This window comes from Pseudomonas sp. BGA-UO-ETr-WB11 (assembly GCF_059567785.1).
Genome location: NZ_JCAQOS010000004.1, coordinates 175,629 through 198,206, shown reverse-complemented (window position 1 = coordinate 198,206; position 22,578 = coordinate 175,629). Strand labels below are relative to the sequence as shown.

The 22,578-nt window shown below is 62.4% G+C and carries 18 protein-coding genes and 2 riboswitches; of the genes, 13 read left to right on the top strand and 5 right to left on the bottom strand.

Features of this window, described 5'->3' with window-relative positions:
- Nucleotides 1-4 precede the first annotated feature (4 nt).
- Nucleotides 5-1,792 carry an alkyl/aryl-sulfatase gene (locus AC56DI_RS04045; RefSeq protein ID WP_496345042.1) on the bottom strand — a complete coding sequence of 596 codons (1,788 nt, stop codon included), beginning with the start codon at nt 1,790-1,792 and terminating at the stop codon, nt 5-7.
- 96 nt (nt 1,793-1,888) lie between these two features.
- Here AC56DI_RS04045 and AC56DI_RS04040 point away from each other — a divergent pair, with 96 nt between their 5' ends.
- The gene (locus AC56DI_RS04040; protein WP_496345041.1) at nt 1,889-2,800 is read left to right on the top strand and encodes a LysR family transcriptional regulator; all 912 of its coding nucleotides are present in this window, start codon (nt 1,889-1,891) and stop codon (nt 2,798-2,800) included.
- Here the strand turns inward: AC56DI_RS04040 and AC56DI_RS04035 are convergent.
- Complete coding sequence (locus AC56DI_RS04035) at nt 2,794-3,237, bottom strand: hypothetical protein (protein ID WP_496345040.1); 444 nt, start codon at nt 3,235-3,237, stop codon at nt 2,794-2,796. The two genes, AC56DI_RS04040 and AC56DI_RS04035, sit on opposite strands and share 7 nt — an antisense overlap.
- Nucleotides 3,238-3,564: 327 nt before the next feature.
- Nucleotides 3,565-3,668: riboswitch (guanidine-I (ykkC/yxkD leader) on the top strand.
- Between the two features lie 59 nt (nt 3,669-3,727).
- On the opposite strand from AC56DI_RS04035, the gene AC56DI_RS04030 reads away from it, so the two are divergent.
- From AC56DI_RS04030 to atzF, 8 genes are all read left to right on the top strand, one after another.
- Complete coding sequence (locus AC56DI_RS04030; RefSeq protein ID WP_496345039.1) at nt 3,728-4,801, top strand: putative urea ABC transporter substrate-binding protein; 1,074 nt, start codon at nt 3,728-3,730, stop codon at nt 4,799-4,801.
- 615 nt (nt 4,802-5,416) lie between these two features.
- A riboswitch (guanidine-I (ykkC/yxkD leader) is annotated at nt 5,417-5,531 on the top strand.
- A gap of 70 nt (nt 5,532-5,601) precedes the next feature.
- Nucleotides 5,602-6,669 carry a putative urea ABC transporter substrate-binding protein gene (locus tag AC56DI_RS04025; RefSeq protein WP_496345038.1) on the top strand — a complete coding sequence of 356 codons (1,068 nt, stop codon included), beginning with the start codon at nt 5,602-5,604 and terminating at the stop codon, nt 6,667-6,669.
- A gap of 102 nt (nt 6,670-6,771) precedes the next feature.
- Nucleotides 6,772-7,587 carry an ABC transporter permease gene (locus AC56DI_RS04020; protein WP_496345037.1) on the top strand — a complete coding sequence of 272 codons (816 nt, stop codon included), beginning with the start codon at nt 6,772-6,774 and terminating at the stop codon, nt 7,585-7,587.
- The gene (locus tag AC56DI_RS04015) at nt 7,584-8,366 is read left to right on the top strand and encodes an ABC transporter ATP-binding protein (protein ID WP_496345036.1); all 783 of its coding nucleotides are present in this window, start codon (nt 7,584-7,586) and stop codon (nt 8,364-8,366) included. The genes AC56DI_RS04020 and AC56DI_RS04015 overlap by 4 nt, the downstream gene beginning before the upstream one ends.
- Nucleotides 8,367-8,375: 9 nt before the next feature.
- Nucleotides 8,376-9,104, top strand: coding sequence for an urea amidolyase associated protein UAAP1 (locus AC56DI_RS04010; protein WP_496345035.1), 729 nt, complete (start codon nt 8,376-8,378; stop codon nt 9,102-9,104).
- Between the two features lie 11 nt (nt 9,105-9,115).
- On the top strand, nt 9,116-9,751 hold the full coding sequence (locus AC56DI_RS04005) for an urea amidolyase associated protein UAAP2 (protein WP_324520107.1): 636 nt from the start codon (nt 9,116-9,118) through the stop codon (nt 9,749-9,751).
- Nucleotides 9,752-9,894: 143 nt separating this feature from the next.
- Entirely contained in the window at nt 9,895-13,590 is a 3,696-nt protein-coding gene (uca, locus tag AC56DI_RS04000) for an urea carboxylase (protein WP_496345034.1), read from the top strand.
- A complete protein-coding gene (gene atzF, locus AC56DI_RS03995; RefSeq protein ID WP_496345033.1) occupies nt 13,590-15,392 on the top strand; it encodes an allophanate hydrolase in 1,803 nt (600 codons plus the stop codon). The genes uca and atzF overlap by 1 nt, the downstream gene beginning before the upstream one ends.
- Nucleotides 15,393-15,424: 32 nt before the next feature.
- Here atzF and AC56DI_RS03990 read toward each other — a convergent pair whose 3' ends face one another.
- Nucleotides 15,425-16,513 carry an ABC transporter substrate-binding protein gene (locus AC56DI_RS03990; protein ID WP_496345032.1) on the bottom strand — a complete coding sequence of 363 codons (1,089 nt, stop codon included), beginning with the start codon at nt 16,511-16,513 and terminating at the stop codon, nt 15,425-15,427.
- Nucleotides 16,514-17,011: 498 nt separating this feature from the next.
- Between AC56DI_RS03990 and AC56DI_RS03985 the strand changes: the two genes are divergently transcribed.
- Both AC56DI_RS03985 and AC56DI_RS03980 read left to right on the top strand, forming a co-directional pair.
- Entirely contained in the window at nt 17,012-18,670 is a 1,659-nt protein-coding gene (locus AC56DI_RS03985) for a nitrite/sulfite reductase (RefSeq protein WP_496345031.1), read from the top strand.
- A complete protein-coding gene (locus AC56DI_RS03980; protein ID WP_324520100.1) occupies nt 18,654-19,151 on the top strand; it encodes a DUF934 domain-containing protein in 498 nt (165 codons plus the stop codon). The genes AC56DI_RS03985 and AC56DI_RS03980 overlap by 17 nt, the downstream gene beginning before the upstream one ends.
- Nucleotides 19,152-19,213: 62 nt before the next feature.
- Here AC56DI_RS03980 and AC56DI_RS03975 read toward each other — a convergent pair whose 3' ends face one another.
- Both AC56DI_RS03975 and sohB read right to left on the bottom strand, forming a co-directional pair.
- Nucleotides 19,214-20,206 (bottom strand): YhdH/YhfP family quinone oxidoreductase, encoded by a 993-nt coding sequence (locus AC56DI_RS03975; RefSeq protein ID WP_496345030.1) that lies wholly within the window; start codon nt 20,204-20,206, stop codon nt 19,214-19,216.
- Between the two features lie 24 nt (nt 20,207-20,230).
- Nucleotides 20,231-21,256: a protease SohB gene (gene sohB, locus AC56DI_RS03970; protein ID WP_496345029.1), complete on the bottom strand. Its 1,026-nt coding sequence runs from the start codon at nt 21,254-21,256 to the stop codon at nt 20,231-20,233.
- Nucleotides 21,257-21,468: 212 nt separating this feature from the next.
- Here sohB and AC56DI_RS03965 point away from each other — a divergent pair, with 212 nt between their 5' ends.
- Together AC56DI_RS03965 and AC56DI_RS03960 are read left to right on the top strand one after the other, a co-directional pair.
- The gene (locus tag AC56DI_RS03965) at nt 21,469-22,179 is read left to right on the top strand and encodes a histidine phosphatase family protein (protein ID WP_496345028.1); all 711 of its coding nucleotides are present in this window, start codon (nt 21,469-21,471) and stop codon (nt 22,177-22,179) included.
- 60 nt (nt 22,180-22,239) lie between these two features.
- Nucleotides 22,240-22,554, top strand: a complete 315-nt coding sequence (locus tag AC56DI_RS03960) for an SCP2 sterol-binding domain-containing protein (protein ID WP_496345027.1) — start codon at nt 22,240-22,242, stop codon at nt 22,552-22,554.
- Nucleotides 22,555-22,578 lie beyond the last annotated feature (24 nt).

Here is a 22,578-nt window from a genome sequence, read left to right as displayed (position 1 = left end):
CAGCTCAGCGCACGGTCAGGCCAAACGGCTCTTCGCTGAAGTCAAAGCAGGCGAGGAAGGTCTTGATGTCCAGCAGGTTGCCCTGCACCTTCACATCGCCCAGCAAAACACCCTTGAGCAGGCCGCTTTCGCCGGTCAGCAGGGTTTCCATAAAGGTTTTATCCATTGTCAACTGCAGCGCCGTGCCCTCAGGAATGCCACGGTGCAACTGGGCAACGCCGCGACGTACTTCCAGCGCCCACTGTTCATTGATGTCCGGGAAGGTGAAGCCCAGGGTCAGGCTGACGTCGTTGGCCTTGTCCGGATCGACGCGGGTAATCCAGTTCTGCAGGAAGATCTGCGGGGTGAAGTTTTTCACCATGGCCGGCGACAACAGCACCGCACGCATGTCCGCCGAGCGCTGCTTGATGTCATCACCGTTGAATTTGCCCTCCAGCTCCATGGCGCTCATCAGGTACCAGTTACGCCAGTTGATGTTCATGCTCGCATAACCCAGTTTGCGAAAACTGCGGGCCTTGATGTCGCGCGCCAGGGCGTCTTCGTTATCCACCCGAATGGCATAACTGGCTAGCTCCGCCGCCCACTGGTATTCACCCTTGAGGTAGGCATTGCCGGCCTCCAGCAGCAACTTGTCGCGCCCGCCCATCAAGGCCATCAGCCGCTCGGCGCTGGCCTTGGGCGGGGTTGGATCGAGGTCTACGGGGTCACCCTGAAACCACCCCAGGTAGCCGTTGTAGATCTGCCGCACGCTGTGTTTGACCGTACCGTAGTACTCACGCAGGTACGGCGTATAACCGGCCAGGTGCGGCGGCAGCTTGACCTTCTCCACCAGCTCATCGGGGGTCAGGCCTTTGTTCATCCAGCGCACGCTCTGGTCGTGAATGTAGGCAATCCCGTCGCGGGTCATGCGCAGCACTTCCTCGACTCGCGCCTGGCCGGACACCGGCTGGCCGTGCAGCGGCACCATGAAATCGGCCTGATAGGCGCGCAGCTTGTCCAGGCTGGCCACCCACTGCACCGGATCACGGAACTTGGTGCCGCGCAGGGTGTGGATATTCGGCAGCGTCGGCCCCTGATCCACCTCGGCACTGATCAGCACCCGGTTGTTGGGCAAATACAGGACAATTTCGTCCGGCGCTTCGCTGGGCACGTGCAGCAACTGCACCGGCAAGCCGGCGATGGTGGTATCCAGCTTGTCGGCGAAGGTGATGGTCGGGGCGAGAAAGGTCGACGCTTCAGGTTTGACCAAAGGGCCAATGCCGGCATTCATGTCGCGCTGGTCAGCGGCGTCCAGAAATGAGCCGAAGCTGTAGCCCGAACGCACGCCAAGAATCGGCCCAACCAAGGCACCCTGGGCCACCACGTTGGCCAGCAGGCTGTCGTGGGCGTAGATCTGCACCTCGCCACTGGCCACCTGCTCGGGGGTCACGAAGGCCTGCACGCCGTTGATGTGGTCTGGGTGAAAGTGGGTATAGACGATGGCCTTGACCGGCTTGTCGGTGACCTTACGAAACTCGGCCATGATCTTGCGCGACTCACTGACCGACTCACCCGTGTCGACGATGATCAGGCCTTCTGGTGCCTCAATCATGGCCACGTTACCGAGCTGCCAACCCACCGCCGAATAGACGTTGTCGGCAATCTTGTAGAGCTTCTTGGAGAAGTGTTTGGTGTGCTCAGCCAGCTCGGCATTGATGCTCGGCGCGATGGTTTCGGCCGGCAAGGCCGCCAGGCTCGGGAGCGGTAAGGCCGTTGCCAGCAGCAGGCAACTCAGACGCAGGACAGTCGACATCGCAAAGCACTCTTATGATTAGCAGTACTGGCAGAGTGGCAAAGCAACGCCGATAATTCCAATGCATTCCAATCAAATAAGTGATGCGCAAAACGCATGAATGACCTACGCCAGCTCCGCCACTTTGTTGCCCTCGCCGAACACGGCCACTTTGCCCGCGCGGCGGCCGCCGTGCACCTCAGCCAGCCGGCACTCAGCCGCAGCATTCAGGCCCTGGAGGCCAGCCTTGGCTGCAACCTGGTAGACCGTCATAGCCGCGGCATTAGCCTGACCGCCCACGGTAGCCTGGTGCTGGAACACGCCCGGCGCTTGCTGGCGGGCAGCCAGGCGCTGAACAGTGCCGTCAGTCAGCTGGGCAACCTGGCCAGCGGCGAATTACGCCTGGGCGCCGGCCCCTATCCCGCTGCACGTCTGGTGCCGCGCACCATTGGCCAATTCGCCAGCGCCTACCCACGGGTGCAGGTGCACCTACTTATCGATAATTGGGAAAACCTTCGCCTGCGCCTTTTAGAAGACAGCATCGAGTTGTTTGTCGCCGATATTCGCGAACTGCAAGGCGATAGCCGCCTGCAGATCCTGCCCCTACAACGCTGGCCGGGGGTGATCTTCTGCCGCCCCGCTCACCCACTACTGAGCCAAGCACCCCGCAGCCTGGCAGACCTGGGCAATTACCCGTTGGCCGGCACCCAACTGCCAAAGGAAGTGGCCGAACACCTCAAACGCCTCAGTGGCCGCGAACAGCCACTGGGCATCGAGTGCGACAACTTTATGGTGCTCAAGGCCCTGGTGGCCGAAAGTGATGTGATAAGCATGGCGCCCTGGGATGTGGTCGCCGAAGAAGTGCGCAGCGGACACCTCGCACTACTCGATGTGCCCGCCACGCTTTTGCAGCACTCAGCCTACGGCCTGGTCAGCCGGGCCGGCCAGAGCCTGTCACCGGCCGCCAGCCAATGGCAGCGTCTGCTGCTGGAGCTTGACCAGCAGGCTGTGGCGCCGCCCATTCAGTAGCGCCGAGCCTCCCAGCCGCGACCTTGCTCGCGGTGACGCTCTTCACGGCGATCATTACGTTGATGCCGTTCATAGCGCTCATGCCGCTCTTCACGGGCCTGCTGCTGATAGCGTTCACGGCGCTCCTCGCGGTGCTCGTGCTGACGATGGCGCGAGCGCTCGACCTGATAACGCGGCGCGTCCATCGGCCATAGCGGTGCCGCGTGGTAGCGCGGTGGCGGCTGACGGTAGACCTGCACCACCGGCGCCCGCGGATAACGGTACTCCTGCACCCGCGGGTACTGTGGGTAATAGGCCCGTGGATACACCGGTTGCTGATAGCCGTAGCTGGGGTAACGCGGGGCGGAATAACCCCGGTGATCCACCTCGTAAACGGTACAACCAGTAAGGGACAAACTCAGGGACAACAGGGCTGACTGCAAAATTCGGCGAGTCATGTGGCGGCCTCCTTCGACCGCTGGGATGACGCCGGCGAATACCGGCGTCCGAAAGACCTCAGATCTTCCACAGACTTCGAACACGGCCCGCGAACAAAGCTCCGTGCCGGCAAAAATATATTTCGCGGGCCCACAGCCCCATGCACCAGCGCGGCGCACAACCCCTGTTAATGCACCGGCATACTGCGGCAAAAAAACCGCAAAACGCCAAGCTCGTCACAGCCATCCAGCACCGCCAAGGCTTGGCACGAACTTCGCAAACGCATTGAAAACACAGGAAAAAGTCTTGGCCAAGGGCACCGAAGTGCCGCATCAGAGTGCCAAGCAGCAATGGTCGACTAGGGTTCCGATCTGTCTAGGTTCACAGATGACTGGTCCGAGAGTTGACGACCTCCACCGAGGTTACACGGCGGGATAAAAGCCCGGGAGATCACGCCTATCAGGCTGGCGTGCACCTGTACCCATTCCGTTCTACCCACCGAGGTGTTCTATGCGCTGCCCATCCCTACTCCTGCGTCTGCTGCCCTGTTTGCTGGCGCTGCTGCTGACCCAGCCCGCCGCACTAGCAGCGGAAAAACCCGCCTTCAAGGTCTGCTGGTCGATCTTTGCTGGCTGGATGCCCTGGGGCTATGCCGCCAGCGAAGGCATCGTGAAAAAATGGGCGGACAAATACGGCATCAGCATTCAGGTCGATGAAGTGCCGGACTACGTCAACTCCATCGAGCGCTACAGCGCCGGCGAATACGATGGCTGTGCAATGACCAACATGGACGCCTTGACCATTCCGGTGGCGGCCGGGGTCGACTCCACCGCCCTGATCGTCGGCGATTTCTCCGCCGGTGCCGACGGCATCCTGATTCGCGGCCACGACAAGGGCCTGCGCGACCTCAAGGGCAAGACCGTGCTGCTGGTGGAAAACTCGGTGTCCCATTACCTGCTCAGCCGCGCCCTGGAACTGGCCCACTTCGAACCCAGCGACGTGACCATCCAGAACGTCTCCGACAAGGATATAGTCCAGGCCTTCCTCGCCGGTCAGGGCGACGCGGTGATCACCTGGAATCCCCTTTTGGCCAGCATCAAGCAACAAACCGCAGCCACCCAGGTGTACAGCTCGCGCTATATTCCCGGCGAAATCGTCGACCTCATGGTGGTTAACAGCACCACCCTCGCCGCCCACCCGGAGCTGGGCAAAGCCCTCACCGGCGCCTGGTTCGAGACCCAGCGCCTGATGGGCCAGACCAGCCCTGAAGGCCAGGCCGCACGGGCAAAAATGGCCGCCGCTGCCGGCACCACGGCCGACGATTTCGACGAACAACTGCGCACCTTGCGCTCGTTTTACAGCCCACGTCCGGCACTGGCGTTTGCCAGCAGCGAGAACATGCCGCAGCTGATGCAACGCGTGGTGAACTTTGCCAACGGGCAAAAGCTGCTGGGCGAGGATGGCAACGGCCTCAGCCGCCTGGGCATCAGCTTCGGCGACTCGTTGGTGATGGGTAACAACAAGCAGATCAAGCTGCGCTTCGACCCGACCTATCTGCAGCTAGCCACAGATCAGCAGCTCTAGCAGGCCGCTGAAATAGGCTAGTAGCCGCTAACTGCTGCGTACATAGTGACTACTGGTTTCGCCTTTACGGCGAGTTACTTTCTCTTGACTCGCTTTGCTCGCCCTTCGGGCCAGCCTGCGGCTGTTACTCCGCTGCGCTCCGTATGCTTGCGCGAAAGAGAAAGTAACCAAAGAGAAAGCGCACCCGGCATCCGGGTTTCGCTACGCGAAACTCCCCTCGTTCCAGCACTGTTCCGAAGGTCGTCACGGTGGGCCATCCCTGGCCTAGGCGGCCCCGCCCATCGTTCCTCATTTGGCATCCTTGCCAAATGCCCCTCTCCACAGCACCTCCACTCGGCCTCCTGACGGGACCGGAGGACCGAGGCGCCTGTGAACTCTGTGGGAGCGGTCTTGACCGCGAAACTTTTTAACGGCATTAGCTCTATCCACTGCCAACCAGCACCACAAAAGCGCCCACCCCCTAAAACCGCGCACCAATTGCGCGCATCCAATCACGCACAACACCCAGCCCAGGCGCGGCAGAGCCCGCGCCTCGGCGCTTAGCAGTAACTGGCACGATGTTCGCTAAAGCCTAACCATGCAGAAGCACCCCTTGGGGGCGCGGCACTACAACTTGCAATGGCTGACTAGGGTTCCGGCTCGCTGACTGCGGCAACGCACAGGCAAGTGACTGGTCCGAGAGTTGGCGACCTCGTTCGGGGTTACACGGCGGGATAAAAGCCCGGGAGATAGCGCACCTCGCCCAGCGAGGCCGTGCCGCGCTGCTCTTGCCCGTATTTCATCGAACTGGAGGTTTCACCATGCGCAAGTTCCTGCTCTCCTCGCTGATCGCCAGCGGCCTGGCCGCCACCCTGAGCATTCCGGCCCACGCCGAAGCGAAGACCGACTTCAACGTCTGCTGGACCATCTACGCCGGCTGGATGCCATGGGAATACGCCCAGGCTGAAGGCATCGTCGACAAATGGGCGAAGAAATACGCCATCAACATCGAAGTCACCCAACTCAACGACTACGTCGAGTCGATCAACCAGTACACCGCCGGCCAGTTCGACGGCTGCACCATGACCAACATGGACGCCCTGACCATCCCCGCCGCCGGTGGCGTCGACAGCACCGCGCTGATCATCGGTGACTTCTCCAACGGCAACGACGGCATCGTGCTCAAGGGTGAGAAGAAAACCCTCGCCGACCTCAAGGGCCAGAACGTCAACCTGGTGGAACTGTCGGTATCCCACTACCTGCTGGCCCGCGGCCTGGACCGCGCCCACCTGAGTGAGAAAGACCTCAAAGTGGTGAACACCTCCGACGCCGACCTGGTCGCCGCCTTCGCCACCGACGATGTCACCGCCGTCACCACCTGGAACCCGCTACTGGCCGAGATCGAAGCCACCCCAGGCGTGACCAAGGTGTTCGACTCCAGCCAGATCCCCGGCGAAATCATCGACCTGATGGTGGTCAACAGCGAAACCCTGCAGGACAACCCGGCCCTGGGCAAAGCCCTGACCGGCGCCTGGTACGAAATCATGGCCACCATGAGCGCCAACACCCCGGCCGGCATCGCCGCCCGCGAGCACATGGCCAAGGCCTCCGGCACCGACCTGGCCGGCTACGAGTCGCAACTGGCCGTGACCAAGATGTTCTACTCCGCCAAAGATGCCGTGGCGTTCGCCAACAGCCCGAAACTGCCAGCAACCATGAGCAAAGTGGCCGAGTTCTCCTTCAGCCACGGCCTGCTCGGTGAAGGCGCGAAAAGCAGCGATGCCATCGGCATGAGCTTCGCCAAAGGCATCACCACCGGCGACAAGGCCAACCTCAAACTGCGCTTCGACCCGAGCTACATGCAGATGGCGGCCGACGGCGCGCTCTGACCGCTAGGTAGGGTGGATGACGCTCTTTTCATCCACCGTAAATCCGCTGGGGTGGATGGATAAAACGCCATCCACCCTACGCACTGGCCTTGAGGGCTCTGCATGCGCCTAATCAACCGACACCCGGACCGCGGCGGTCGTTTGCTGCTGATCCTGTTGCCGTTCGCCCTGCTGCTGTTTGCCTATTTCATCGGCTCGGCGGCGCGGCTGACGGACAACCCCAATGACAAACTGCTGCCCAGCGCCAGCCAGATGGTCGCCGCCATCGACCGCCTGGCCTTCACCGAAGACAAACGCAGCGGCAACTACCTGTTCTGGCAGGACAGCGCCGCCAGCCTCACGCGCCTCGGCCTGGGCATCGGCATCGCCGCCGTAGCCGGCCTGTGCTTGGGCATCGCCGCAGGCATCCTGCCACTGCTGGGCGCCCCGCTGTCGCCGTTGCTGACGGTGCTGTCGATGGTGCCGCCGCTGGCGATCCTACCCATTCTGTTTATCACCTTCGGCCTCGGCGAATTATCCAAGGTCATGCTCATCGTTATCGGCATCACCCCGGTGCTGGCGCGCGACTTGGAACAACGGGCCCGCGAGATCCCCACCGAGATCCTGATCAAGGCACAAACCCTCGGCGCCAGCACCTGGACCCTGATCCTGCGTGTGGTGCTGCCGCAATTGCTGCCACGCCTGCTGATTGCCTTGCGTCTGGTGCTCGGCTCGGCCTGGCTGTTTCTGATTGCCGCCGAAGCCATCGCCTCCACCGACGGCCTCGGCTACCGGATATTCCTGGTGCGCCGCTACATGGCCATGGATGTGATCCTGCCCTACGTCATCTGGATCACCCTGCTTGCCTGGCTGATGGACCTCGGCCTGCGCCGGGTGACTCAGCTGTGTTTCCCCTGGTTTGCGGGGAGCAAGGCATGAAGCCGTTTATCGAAGTAAAAAACGTCTGGCAGGAATATGGCGATCAAGTCGTTCTCGAACGCTTGAATTTGACCGTCAACGAAGGCGAGTTCTGCACCCTGGTCGGCGCTTCCGGCTGCGGCAAGTCGACCTTTCTGCGCCTACTGCTGGGCCAGGAGCGACCGAGCAAAGGTGAAATCCTGCTGGCCGGCCAACCGTTGCCAGGCGAACCGGATGCCAGCCGTGGCGTGGTGTTCCAACGTTATTCGGTGTTCCCACACCTAAGCGTGCTGGACAACGTCGCCATCGGCCTGGAGCTACCACGCGCGCCGATCCTCGGTCGCCTGTTCGGCGCCGCCAAACGCGAAGCCCGCGAACAGGCGGCCGTCATCCTGCAGAAAGTCGGCCTCGGCCATGCCCTGGACAAATACCCCAGCCAACTCTCCGGTGGCATGCAACAGCGCCTGGCCATCGCCCAAGCGCTGATCATGAAGCCGCGCGTGCTGCTGCTCGACGAGCCATTCGGGGCACTGGACCCCGGCATCCGCAAGGACATGCATGCCCTTCTGCTGGAGCTGTGGCACGCCACCGGCCTGACCGTGTTTATGGTCACCCACGACCTCAGCGAAGGCTTCAGCCTCGGCACCCGCCTGCTGGTGTTCGACAAGACACGCATCGACCCGCACGCCCCCGGTGCCTTTGGCGCGCGCATCACCTACGACATTCCCTTGAATACAGACCGCCGCGCGGCCCGCGCCGCCGTTGACGCCTTGCCGGCGCATCTGCAGCCGGCCCGGTAAGGAGCGACCATGATCACCGCATTGACCCTGCGTCCGACCCTCTACGAAGAATTCGTCCCCGGTGGCGGCCACACCTCCTTCGTCCTTAAACGCGGCCAGTTGCTGCGCATCACCGACCTCGAAGGCGGCGCCAATGTCAGCTTGCTGCTGCTCTCTGCTGCGGAGAAAAGCGAGCGCCTCAACCTGCCCGACACCCTCAAGTGCCAGCACACCGCCAAACTCACCGCCGGCCACTGCCTGTACTCGGACATGGGCCGCGTGCTCGCTGCCATCACCGCAGACACCTGCGGCTGGCACGACAGCTTCGGTGGCGTATTGAACGCCGCCGAAGTCGCGGAAAAATACGGCGCCGGCCGCTACCAGGAACTGCGCAACGGCTTCTTCCGCAACGGCATGGACAACCTGCTGGTGGAAATGGGCAAGTGGGACCTCAACCTGCAAGACCTGCTGATGAACCTCAATCTGTTCAGCCAGGTCACGGTTGATGCCGACGGTGCCTTCCACTTCCAGCCCGGCAACTCCAAGGCCGGCGACTATGTGGAGCTGTACGCACCGATGGACACCCTGGTGGTGCTCACCGCCCTGCAACACCCCATGGACCCCAACCCTGCGTACGCGCCCAAGCCCGTGCAACTGAGCTGGCACCAAGTCGCCAGCGACGGCATCAGCGTGCTGTGCCGCACCTCGCGCCCGGAAAACGGCCGCGGCTTCCACAACACCGAACGTCTGTACATCTGAGGGTTGCCCACATGAATTTAATCGCCAGCACCCTGCAGCCTGAAGCCGCCGTGTACCGCCACGAAATCCCGGCCGGCGAGCCGTTTCTCTGTGAAGTCAAGGCCGGACAGACCGTGCGCCTGCTCGACCTGCAAGGTAACCAAGCCGTCGACACACTGTTCTTCTCGGCCCGCAACCCACGTGAGCGCTACGACCCACAGCGCACCCTGCGCAAGCAGAACAGCGTGTACCTAAGCACCGGCACGGTGCTGTACTCGAACCTCGGCAATCCGCTGCTGACCATCAGCGCCGACACCTGCGGGCGCCACGACACCCTCGGCGGCGCCTGCGCCCAGGAGAGCAACACCGTGCGCTACGCCCTGGACAAGCGCTATATGCACAGCTGCCGCGACAACTTTCTGCGCGCCAGCCTGCATGACGGCCGCCTGGCCAAACGCGACATCGGCGCCAACATCAACTTCTTTATGAACGTGCCCGTCACCCCCGAAGGCGGCCTGACCTTCGAAGACGGCATCTCCGCACCGGGCAAGTACGTCGAGCTGAAAGCCCATATGGACGTGATCGTGCTGATCTCCAACTGCCCGCAACTGAACAACCCGTGCAACGGCTACAACCCAACCCCGGCCGAGGTGCTGGTGTGGGATTGATGAGTCAGCTCAACCGTAGGATGGGTTAGCCAAAAACGTAACCCCTCCTACGCAAGCGCATAACGAAGCCTTTCAACCACGGACGACCGTGGTGCAGACCGAATACCGCGGGACGGCCCGCCAACCCTTTCGAGGGCAAGCACATGTTCGACAAACTCCTGATCGCCAACCGCGGCGCCATCGCCTGCCGCATCCTGCGTACCCTGCGTGCACTCAATGTCAAAGGCGTGGCTGTGTACTCCGAAGCCGACGCCGCCAGCCTGCATATCCAGCAGGCCGATGAAGCCTTTAGCCTCGGCGAAGGCCCTGCCGCCGGCACCTATCTGGAGGTCGAGAAAATCCTCGCCGTCGCCAAACAAACCGGCGCGAAAGCCATCCACCCTGGCTACGGCTTCCTCTCCGAAAACGCCGCCTTTGCCGAAGCCTGTGAAGCCGCCAACATTGCTTTTGTCGGCCCAACGCCAGAACAGCTTCGCGTGTTCGGCCTCAAGCACACCGCCCGCGCCCTTGCCAAGCAGCACGGCGTGCCGATGCTGGAAGGCACCGAGCTGCTGGAAAACCTAGACGCCGCGCTGATCGCTGGCGAGCAGGTCGGCTACCCGGTGATGCTGAAAAGCACCGCCGGCGGTGGCGGCATCGGCATGCGCGTATGCAACAGCGCCGCAGAGCTGAGCGATGCCTTCGACGCGGTCAAGCGCCTCGGGCAGAACAACTTTAGCGACAGCGGCGTGTTTATCGAGAAGTACATCCAGCGCGCCCGCCACCTGGAAGTGCAGGTGTTTGGCGACGGCCAGGGCGACGTACTGGCCCTGGGCGTGCGCGACTGCTCGGTGCAACGGCGTAACCAGAAAGTGCTGGAAGAAACCCCCGCACCCAACCTGCCGGCCGGTATGGCGGATGAGCTGTGCGCAGCGGCAATCAAGTTGGCCAAGGCGGTCAGCTACCGCAGCGCCGGTACCGTGGAATTCGTCTACGACAGCGCCGCCGAGCGCTTCTATTTCCTCGAAGTGAACACCCGCCTGCAGGTCGAGCACGGTGTCACCGAACAGGTGTGGGGCGTAGACCTGGTGCGCTGGATGATCGAACTGGCGGCCGGTGACCTGGCGCCGCTGAGCGATCTGGCCAAAGGCCTGAAGCCCAGCGGCCATGCCATCCAGGCGCGCCTGTATGCCGAAGACCCGGGCCGCGACTTCCAGCCGAGCCCCGGCCTGCTCACCGCTGTGGACTTCCCCAAGGCCGATGGCAAAGCCCTGCGCATCGACACCTGGGTCGAAGCCGGCTGCGAGATCCCGCCCTACTTCGACCCGATGATCGCCAAGGTCATCACCTGGGCAGCAACCCGCGACCAAGCCAGCGCCGCACTCAGCCAAGCCCTGGCCGACTCGGTGCTGTACGGTGTGGAAAGCAACCGCGATTACCTGCGGCAGATTCTGCTCGACGCGCCGTTCGCCAGTGGCGAACCGTGGACCCGCTGTCTGGAAGGCCTGACTTACACAGCCAACACCTTTGAGGTGCTGTCTGCCGGCACCCAGACCACCGTGCAGGACTTCCCCGGCCGCCTCGGCTACTGGGCGGTCGGCGTACCTCCGTCGGGACCGATGGACGACTGCGCGCTGCGTCTGGGCAACCGTCTGCTGGGTAACGCGGAAGGTGCCGCCGGCCTGGAAATCACCATGAGCGGCCCGCTGCTGCGCTTTAACACCGATGCGGTGGTGGCCGTGACTGGCGCGACGATTCCGCTGAGCGTGGATGGCAACGAACAACCGATGAACACCGCGCTGCTGATCAAGGCCGGCAGCACGCTGAGCCTCGGCACCATCGCCGGTAGCGGCGCACGCGCGTATCTGACTCTGCGCGGCGGCCTGCAAGTGCCGGAATACCTGGGCTCGAAAAGCACCTTCACCCTCGGCCAGTTTGGCGGCCACGGCGGCCGCGCCCTGCGCGCCGGCGATGTGCTGCATATCCCGGCATTGAGCAATGCGGACAACGGCGCGCAATTGCCCGCCGCACTGTGCACCGCCCTGCCCGCCGTGCGTGAAATCCGCGTGATCTACGGCCCACATGGCGCGCCGGAATACTTCACCCCGGCCTATATCGAGACCTTCCTCGCCACCAACTGGGAAGTGCACTTCAACTCCAGCCGCACCGGCGTACGCCTGATCGGCCCGAAACCGGAGTGGGTGCGCGACAGCGGCGGCGAAGCCGGCCTGCACCCGTCGAATATCCACGACAACCCCTATGCGATTGGCGCGGTGGACTTCACCGGCGACATGCCGGTGATCCTCGGCCCGGACGGCCCGAGCCTGGGCGGTTTCGTTTGCCCGGTGACCATCATCGAGGCGGACTTGTGGCAGCTGGGGCAGCTCAAGGCTGGGGACAAGGTGCGCTTTGTGCCGGTGGATATCGCCACGGCGCGTGAGATGGCTAAAGCGCGCCAGCAGGAATGCACGCTTGTCTCCCCTCTCCCGTTCACGGGAGAGGGGCCGGGGGAGAGGGTTGCGTCAGCCGACTCCCACGCTCCCTCTCCCCAACCCTCTCCCATAAATGGGCGAGGGGGCTTGCCCGAGCGGGTCGAGGGTTCTGTGCTCACCTCGCCCATCATCCTCGACATCGGCGCCGCCGATAAACGCCTGGTCGCCCGCCTTTCCGGCGACACTCACCTGCTGCTAGAAATCGGCGCAGCAGAGCTGGACCTGGTGCTGCGTTTCCGCGGTCATGCGCTGATGCAGGCGCTGGAAGCCAAGCAGCTCAAGGGCGTGATCGACCTGACGCCGGGCATCCGCTCCCTGCAAGTGCACTATCAGCCGGAAACCCTGGCCCTCAACGATTTACTCAGCATCGTCGCCGGCGAGTGGGATGCGGTGTGCGCAGCACAGGACCTCAAGGTGCCGTCGCGCATCGTCCATCTGCCGTTGTCCTGGGATGACCCGGCCTGCCAATTGGCCATCGACAAGTACATGACCACGGTGCGCAAGGACGCGCCCTGGTGCCCGAGCAACCTGGAATTTATCCGCCGCATCAATGACCTGCCCAATCTGGACGAGGTCTATCGCACGGTGTTCGACGCCAGCTACCTGGTGATGGGCCTGGGCGACGTCTACCTCGGCGCACCGGTTGCCACGCCGCTTGATCCGCGCCATCGCCTGGTTACCACCAAGTACAACCCGGCGCGCACCTGGACCGCCGAGAACTCGGTGGGCATCGGCGGCGCCTACATGTGCGTGTACGGCATGGAAGGCCCCGGCGGTTACCAGTTCGTTGGCCGCACCCTGCAGATGTGGAACCGCTACCGCGAAGTCGCCGCATTCAACGGCAAGCCTTGGCTGCTGCGCTTCTTCGACCAAATCCGCTTCTATCCGGTGGGGGCCGAAGAGCTGCTGCAGATCCGTCGCGACTTCCCGCTCGGCCGCTACGAACTGCGCATCGAGGACAGCGAACTGAAGCTGGCCGATTACCAGGATTTCCTGACCAAAGAAGCCGAGGGCATCGACGCCTTCCGCACTCAGCAACGCGGCGCCTTTGATGCCGAACGCCAGCGCTGGATCGAATCCGGCCAGGCCCACTTCGACAGTGAAGAAGTGGCGCCCGAACTGGGTGATGACGCGCCGCTTGGCGCCGGCCAGCACAGCATCGAAAGCCATATCGCTGGCAACCTCTGGCAGGTATCGGTGAGCGAAGGCGACACGGTCAAGGCCGGCGATGTATTGGTGATTCTCGAGTCGATGAAGATGGAAATCCCCCTGCTCGCCCCACGGGACGGTGTGGTCCGTGAAGTGCGCGTGCAACCCGGATCGCCGGTGCGCGCTGGTCAACGTGTTGTTGTTCTGGAGGAAGTTTGATGCCTGCCTTTGCCCATGATTTGCGCCTCGGCGCCCTGAAAACCGCCTACGCAGATGGCAGCCTGACCCCGCGCCAGCTAATCCTCGCCCTGCACAACCAGGCCGCCGCGCTGAACCCTGAGTTCAACCTGTTTATCCATCTGCTCAGTCTCGCCGAGCTGGAGCCCTACCTGGCCGCCCTGGATGGCAAGACACCCGCCGAGCTACCGCTGTTCGGCGTGCCCTTTGCGATCAAGGACAATATCGATCTGGCCGGCATCCCGACCACCGCCGCCTGCCCGGCCTTCGCCTATGTGCCTGAACAGAGCGCGACCATCGTCTCGCAGCTGATCGCCCTCGGCGCCGTGCCGATGGGCAAAACCAACCTCGACCAGTTCGCCACCGGCCTTAACGGCACCCGCTCGCCTTACGGCGAATGCCGCAACAGCGTGCACCCGGATTACCCGTCCGGCGGCTCCAGCGCCGGTTCGGCCCTGGCCGTGGCGCTCGGCGTGGCCAGCTTCGCCCTCGGCACCGACACCGCCGGCAGTGGCCGGGTGCCGGCGGCGCTGAACAACCTGGTCGGTCTCAAGGCCAGCAAAGGGCTGATATCCACCGCTGGCGTGGTGCCGGCCTGCCGCAGCCTGGACTGCGTGACCTACTTCACCGCTACCGCAGCCGAGGCCAGCCAACTGCTGGCGCTAACCGCCAAGCTGGATGCACGTGATGAATACAGCCGCGCCAACCCGCTGTGGAACGATGCCAGTGCCTTCGGCAAACCACGCCCAGGCTTTCGCTTTGGCGTGCCGGCGCAGCTGGAGTTTCTCGGCTGTAACGAGAGCCCGGCGCTATTCGCCAGCACTATCGAACAGCTGAAAGCCCTGGGCGGCGAAGCGGTGGAAATCGACTTCGCGCCCTTCCTCGAAGCCGCGCGCCTGCTGTATGCCGGCCCCTGGGTGGCCGAACGCTACAGCGTCGCCGGGGCATTGATTGAGCAACAACCGGAGGCCGTGCTGCCGGTGATCAAGGCGGTGTTGGAGAAGGCGCCCGCCGTCAGCGGTGTCGACACCTTCCGCGCGCAGTACCGTTTGCAGGCGCTCAAGGCACGCTGCGATCAGATCATGGCCAACCTGGATTGCGTACTGACGCCGGCCTACCCGCGCCCGGTGACCCTGGCCGAGGTGCACGCCGAACCCGTTCAGCGCAACTCGGACCTGGGTTACTACACCAACTTTATGAACATGCTGGATTACGCCGCCGTCGCCGTGCCCGCCGGCTTTATGGCCAATGGCTTGCCCTGGGGCGTGACCCTGTTCGGCCGGACGTTTACTGATCAATACCTGCTCAGCCTGGCGGACAGCCTGCAACATCAGCATGGCCTGCCGCTGGCCGGCGAACGCCGCCTGGATTCGAAAACCCCGGCAGCTGTCGCGCGCAACGATAGGGCCCGCGTGGTGGTCTGCGGCGCGCACCTGGACGGCCTGCCGCTCAACTGGCAGCTCAAGCAACGCGGTGGTCGGCTGATTGAAGTTACGCAGAGCTCACCGGATTACCAGCTGTATGCCCTGGCCGGCGGCCCGCCATTCCGTCCGGGGATGGTGCGAGTGGCTAAAGGGGGTGTGAGCATTGCCGTGGAAGTCTGGGAATTGCCGAGCGCCGAGCTGGGCTCCTTCCTCACCGGTATTCCGGCACCCTTGGGCCTGGGCAAGGTGCAACTGGCGGACGGCCGTTGGGAAACCGGCTTTATCTGCGAGGCCTATGGCCTGCAAGGGGCAGAGAACATCAGCCATTTCGGCGGCTGGCGCGCCTATATGGGGCGCTGATACGCGCCACAGCCAGTGGGCTGAGGTTTACCTCAGTCCAGCAAGGGTTGCAGGGAGAAGTTGTAATCGCGCTGCCGAGGATTGCCCACGACACTGAAACGCCGAAAATCCAAGTCATAGCGTTGGCTTTGAATACGCTGCAACAAGCGTTGCGACTGTGGCTTGTCCAGCTGCATAAACAACGCGTCCTGACGGTCCTTGCCGCCGCGGGAGGCAAAATCCAACCCGGCATCGTAGTCATGCAGCAGCACCATGGCCCAGCCGCCGGCGGTAAAGTGCCCGCTAACCAGCACGCTGACACGCTCGTCCAGCCGCGCCTGGAGAACCTCTGCGGAGTTGTTCAGCGTCGAGAACAGCAGATCCTTACCTGACACGCGGCCCAGCTCGTCAGCCGCGCGCATGGCGCCAAAGGCCATTTCATCGTTTGCAGCCCAAATCAGCCTGGCCCCTGGATGGCGCGGCAACAGTTGCTGAGCCTGCTCATAGGCACGCTGGCGATTCCACTCGCTGTACACCAACTGGCGCAGGCGCACCTCAGGATGCTCGGCCAATGCCCGCTGCAGCCCACGCTCACGAAACTGCGCCGCAGGCGTCTGCTTGGCGCCGGAAAATGCCAATAACTGCATCTCACCGGCAGGTTGCAGCGCCCGGCCGCGCTCGATCAAGCGCGAGGCCATCAGGTAACCGGCCTCCTCATCGTTAGGCACCAGGCTGCCAATCCAGTTGGGATAGCGTTCGCGGCTCTGGCCGATCAGGCTCTGTTGATCGGCCGTCAGAGTGCTGCTGACAGCAAACAGCTTGACCCCGGAATCCTTGGACAGACGCAGAATTTCCGGGCCGGCATACTCTTCATTGACGAACACCAGATAGTCCGGCCGATGGCTACCCTGCAACAACGCACGGGCTTGCTCAATCATGAGTTGCGGATTGCGCTCGGCGTAGATGACCTGCAGCGGCATGCCAAGGTCAGTGGCCGCAGCCTGCATAAAGTGCGCATAGCTGAGCCAATAGGCTTCGGTCGACTTGCCGGGGTTAAGGAACACCACGCTCGCCGCACTGACCAGACCACCGTTCAGGACCAGATAAAGGCTGAGGACCACCTGCCAAAATTGCTTCAACACCCGTAACCCACGAATAAAAGGGCGCGCATTATAGCGGCCTAGGTAGCGGCGTTGCGCCACCATTCGTCCAGCCAGGCGCAGAAACAACAACGCCGCGCGGTGATTGTCACTGCGCGGCGTTAAAAGTGCTGTATCAAGGGGTAATTTACTGCTGACTAACCCAGAAGACGGCGCAGGTCACGGCCAGCAGGATCAAGGTAAAAATCGCGCGGGCATCGACCACGCTGTCACGCTGGTCGGCTTCGGAGTGATCGGTCATGGCGACACCTTTAATTGTGATTAGAGCGGAGCAGGCCTTTGCAGTTAAGACCAGTGCGGCCTACAGCTCAAGCCAGCCGGCACTGCGACCTCCGTTCCTTAGCACTCAAAGTTCAGTTCTTATATTAAAACATCACTTTTGCGCATATCCCTGAGCTGGTATCGTGCGCCGGCTCCACTCAACGGAGAGCGCGGCCGTGCGCGCAGAACAGCTGTAGCAGCCTGAAAACAGGACACTTCATGTACGTATACGACCAGTACGACCAACAGATCGTCGAGGACCGCGTCAAGCAGTTCGCCGACCAGACCCGCCGCTACCTGGCCGGTGAACTGTCGGGCGAAGAATTCCGCCCTCTGCGCCTGCAGAACGGCCTTTATATCCAGCGTTTCGCGCCAATGCTGCGCGTCGCTGTGCCCTACGGCCTGTTGTCTGCCACCCAGGTGCGGATGATGGCCAAGATCGCCCGCGACTACGACAAAGGCTACGCCCACATCAGTACCCGCCAGAACGTGCAGTTCAACTGGCCGGAACTGGAAGATGTGCCGGCCATTCTCGGCGAACTGGCTACCGTGCAGATGCACGCGATCCAGACCAGCGGCAACTGCATTCGTAACACTACCACCGACCAGTTCGCTGGCGTGGCCAAAGACGAAATCGTCGACCCACGTCCGTGGTGCGAAATCATCCGTCAGTGGTCGACCTTCCACCCGGAATTCACCCACCTGCCGCGCAAGTTCAAGATTGCCGTCAACGGTGCCGTCAGCGACCGTGCAGCCATCGAAGTGCACGACATCGGCCTGGAAGCGGTACAGAACGCCGCCGGCGAGCTGGGTTTCCGCGTGTCTGTCGGTGGCGGCCTTGGCCGTACGCCGATTGTCGGCAGCTTTATCAATGAATTCCTGCCATGGCAGCACCTGATCAGTTACCTCGACGCCATCCTGCGGGTATACAACCGCTATGGCCGTCGCGACAACAAGTACAAGGCGCGCATCAAGATCCTGGTCAAGGCACTGACACCTGAAGTGTTCGCTCAGCGCGTAGATGCAGAATGGGCTCACCTCAAGGATGGTCCGAGCACCCTGACCGAGGCCGAAGTGGCCCGCGTTGCTGCCCACTTCATCGACCCAGCTTACAAAGCCCTGAGCGACCAGGACGCGGCGCTGGCTGCGCTGGATGCCGAGCACCCGGGCTTTGCCCGCTGGCGTCAACGCAACACCTTCGCGCACAAGAAGCCGGGCTATGTGGCCGTCACCCTGTCGCTCAAGCCTACCGGCGTGGCGCCAGGCGATGTCACCGACAAGCAGCTGGATGCCATCGCCGACCTGGCCGACCGCTACAGCTTCAGCGAAGTGCGCAACAGCCATAACCAGAACATCATCCTCGCCGATGTCGAGCAGGCGCAGTTGTTTACCCTGTGGGGCGAGCTGCGTGAGAACGGTTTTGCTACGCCGAACGTCGGCCTGCTGACCGATATCATCTGCTGCCCAGGTGGCGACTTCTGCTCGCTGGCCAACGCCAAGTCGATCCCGATCGCCGAAGCCATCCAGCGCCGCTTCGATGACCTCGATTACCTGTTCGACATCGGCAATATCGACCTGAACATCTCCGGTTGCATGAACGCCTGCGGCCACCACCACGTCGGCCACATCGGCATCCTCGGCGTGGACAAGAAAGGCCAGGAGTTCTACCAGGTTTCCCTCGGCGGTAGCGCCGGCCGTGATGCCAGCCTGGCGCAGATTCTCGGCCCGTCCTTCGCCGAAGCGGACATGGCCGACGTGATCGACAAGATCATCAAGGTCTATGTCGAGAAGCGCACCGATGAAGAAAGCTTCCTCGACACCTTCCGCCGCGTTGGCGTCGACCCGTTCAAGGAGCGTGTATATGCAGCGAATCATTAAGAACGGTCAGATCATCGACGAGACCTGGCACCTGCTGCCCAAGGACGCGACGCTCGACTCGCTGAGCAACTGCGACGACTACATCGTGCCCTTGGCCCTGTGGGTCGAACACAGCAGCGCCCTCAAGGCCCGCGATGGCGGCCTGGGCGTATGGCTGGAAGCCGGCGAAGAGATCGAAGAAATCGCCGACCAACTGGATAACTTCCAGGTGATTGCCCTGAACTTCCCGGCTTTCACCGACGGGCGCCACTGCTCCACCGCCTACCTGCTGCGCACTCGCTATGGCTACACCGGCGAAGTGCGGGCGATTGGTGATGTGCTGCGCGACCAGCTGTTCTCCTACCAGCGCGTTGGCTTCGATGCCTTCGCGTTGCGCGCGGACAAAGACCCGGTCGACGCCCTGCAAGCCTTCGAGGAATTCGCCGAGGTCTACCAGGCGTCTGCCGACCAGCCGCAACCGCTGTTCCGCCGCCGCGCCTGAGTTTTGCGCTGCAAACAAAAAGCCCTGCACATGCAGGGCTTTTTGTTTTCTACCGCGGCGCTCTAACCGAGATTGACCAGCACCCGGCCCACCAGCTTGCCAGCCAAAATCTGCTCAATGGCCGCTGGCAGTTCGCTCAGGTTCACTTCGTGGGTCAAAGCCGCCAGATTGGCGATTTTCCACTGCAGGGACAGCTTGTCCCACATCGACGCCTTGACCACCAAGGGCAGCTCCACCGAGTCGACGCCCAGCAGGTTGACCCCGCGCAGAATGAACGGCAGCACACTGGCCTGGAAGTTGACCCCAGCCGTCAGCCCGCAACAGGCCACACTGCCGCCGTACTGCAGCGACTTAACCACGTTGAAGAGAATATCGCCGCCCACGGTGTCCACCGCCGCCGCCCACTGCTCTTTAAGCATGGGTTTGGCCGTACCGGCCTGCAGCTCCTCACGACTGACCACCTGACTGGCGCCCAGGCCGCGCAGAAACTCTTCCTGCCCGGCCTTGCCAGTGGCCGCGGCCACGCGATAACCCAGACTGGCCAGCAGCGCCACGGCAATGCTGCCAACGCCGCCGGTGGCACCCGTGACCAGAACGATGCCGGCCTCGGGCGTCAGGCCGGCCTGCTCCAGTTTGGCCACACAGAGCGCGGCGGTCAGCCCGGCGGTACCGAGCATCATCGCCTCGCGCAGCGCCAGACCTTGCGGACGCTTGAGCAACCAGGCCGAAGGCACACGGATGTACTGGCCAAAGCCGCCCGCGGTGTTCATTCCCAGGTCATAGCCGGTGACGATCACCTCATCGCCAGGGGCGAACTCGCTCACGGTGGACTGCTCCACCACACCGGCGGCGTCGATCCCCGGCGTATGCGGATACTGGCGCGTCACCCCGCGGTTACCACTGGCCGACAGGGCGTCCTTGTAGTTGAGTGACGAATAGCGCACCCGAATCAGCACCTCGCCAGCGGGCAGCTCGACGATATCACGCGCCACCACCTCGGGGCGGAAATGCCCAGGGCTGTCTTCGCTGACCAGCAATGCCTGAAATTTGCTCATCCTGCTCTCCTCTACCGGCAAACTTTACTGCCAGAAACGTTGTTGGTTGAGCCGGCTCCACCAAGTCAGCAAGACTCGGTCGAGTGCCACACTCGTGGCGATACCAAAGCGTTCCTGCAGGCTCTTTTTCTCAGCGTAATGCAAATGGAACAACTCGGCCTCACGGGCACGGTTGCCGAGGTATTCGTCGCTGGTCTGCAAATCATCCACCAACAGTTTGTCCAGCGCCGCCATGCCCAGCCAGACTTCGCCGGTGGCCACCTCGTCGATGCTCAACTGCGGGCGGTAGCGGGCGACAAAGCCCTTGAACAGTTCGTGGGTGGTTTCCAGGTCTTCCTGGAATTTCTCCCGGCCCTTGTCGGTGTTTTCGCCAAACACGGTCAGGGTGCGCTTATATTCGCCGGCGGTCAGCACTTCAAAATCTATCTCGTGCTTCTTCAGCAGCCGGTGCACATTGGGCAACTGCGCCACTACACCGATGGAGCCGAGAATGGCAAAGGGCGCGCTGAGGATCTTGTCGCCAATGCAGGCCATCATATAGCCGCCGCTGGCCGCCACTTTGTCGACACATACGGTCAGGGGAATGCCGGCCTGGCGGATGCGCGCCAGTTGCGACGAAGCCAAGCCATAGCTATGGACCATGCCGCCACCGCTTTCCAGGCGCAGCACCACTTCATCGCTGGCGGTGGCCATGCTCAGCAGCGCGGTGATCTCATGGCGCAGGTTGTCGGTGGCCGAGGCCTTGATGTCACCATCGAAATCCAGCACAAAAACCCGCGGTTTCTTGATGCCCTCTTTCAGCGCCTGCTTGGCGTGCTTGGCCTCGGCCTTGCGTTGGATTTTCAGGCTGTGTTTGTCCAGCACCGCCTGCTCCAGACGCTCGCGCAGGCCTTGGTAGACATCATTGAGCTTGTGCACCTGCAGATGACCATGGCGCGGACCGCGACCTTTGCTGCGCAGCGCTGCAATCACCAGCAGGACCAAAACAATCGCCACCACCACGGTGACAGTCCTGAGCAAAAACCCTGCGTACTGGGCAAAAAACTCCACACATCTCTCCTTCAATTTTACCGATACGGGCACACCCTGGCATGACCCCGCTGCTCACCAAGCATACCGACGCCACCCGGCGCCGGCCAGCCGCTTGGCTGTGCCCATGACAGTCGATCCGACAATTCAAACAAGCGTATGTTTTTTCGTTGACAGGCCGTTTCTATCACCCTACCCTCGGCTGAATTTCACCGATTGGGATACCAGCGGGCGTGGGCAGTATTTACCTGATTCGACATGGCCAGGCCTCCTTCGGCGCAGACGACTACGACGTGCTGTCGCCGATTGGCGTGCGCCAGGCCGAAGTGCTCGGTCAGTATCTACTCGACCTTGGTGTCAGTCTTGACCGTTGCGTGAGTGGCGACCTGCGCCGCCAGCAGCACACCGCCAGTGCAGCGCTGCAACAATACGCCAACGCCGGCGTGACGCCGCCAACCATCGAACAGGATGCCGCGTTCAACGAATTCGATGCCGACAACGTGATTCGTCATCTACTGCCGGAAATACTCCCGCAAGAGCCCGACGCCCTGCATATTCTGCGCAACGGCGCCCAGAACCGCGCCGAGTTCCAGCGCCTGTTTGCCCTGCTTATTCAGCGCTGGGTAAAAGGTGAATATGCCGCCACGGCTGTGCCCAGCTGGGCCAGTTTTGTCAGCCAGGTTGCCGGCGGCTTGCAGCGCCTGCTACAACTGGCAGACAGCAAAGACAACGTTGCCGTATTCACCTCCGGCGGCACCATTACCGCACTGCTGCATCTGATCACGGGTATCACTGCGGAAAATGCCTTCGAACTTAATTGGCAAATTGTTAACACCTCGCTCAGCCGCCTGAAGTTTCGCGGCAGCGATGTGGCCCTAGCTTCCTTCAACAGCCACGCACACTTGGAGCTGCTGAAGGCGCCGGAGCTCATCACTTTCCGATGACCTCCTGCCCACTGCGCCTATCCTGGCGCGAGAAAAACCTGAAAACAAAGGATAGAAACCATGACCTCAGTTGCTGACATCGCCCAAAACATGCAAGCCAAGTTCAACTCCGCTGCTGCTGCCGGCCTGGACCTGGTATTCGGCTTCAACATCGAAGACGGCGAGAACTTCTTCCTGACCGTTAAAGATGGCACCTGCGAAATGAGCCAAGGTGAGTCGGCCAACGCCAACGTGACCCTGATCATGAGCACCGAAACCCTGGCCGGCATCACCACCGGTGAAACCGACGGCATGCAAGCCTTCATGGGCGGCAAACTGCGCGCCGAAGGCGACATGATGCTGGCCATGAAACTGGGCGAACTGTTCCCAGTTTAAGCGTCTACGCTGTAGTCGCTGACG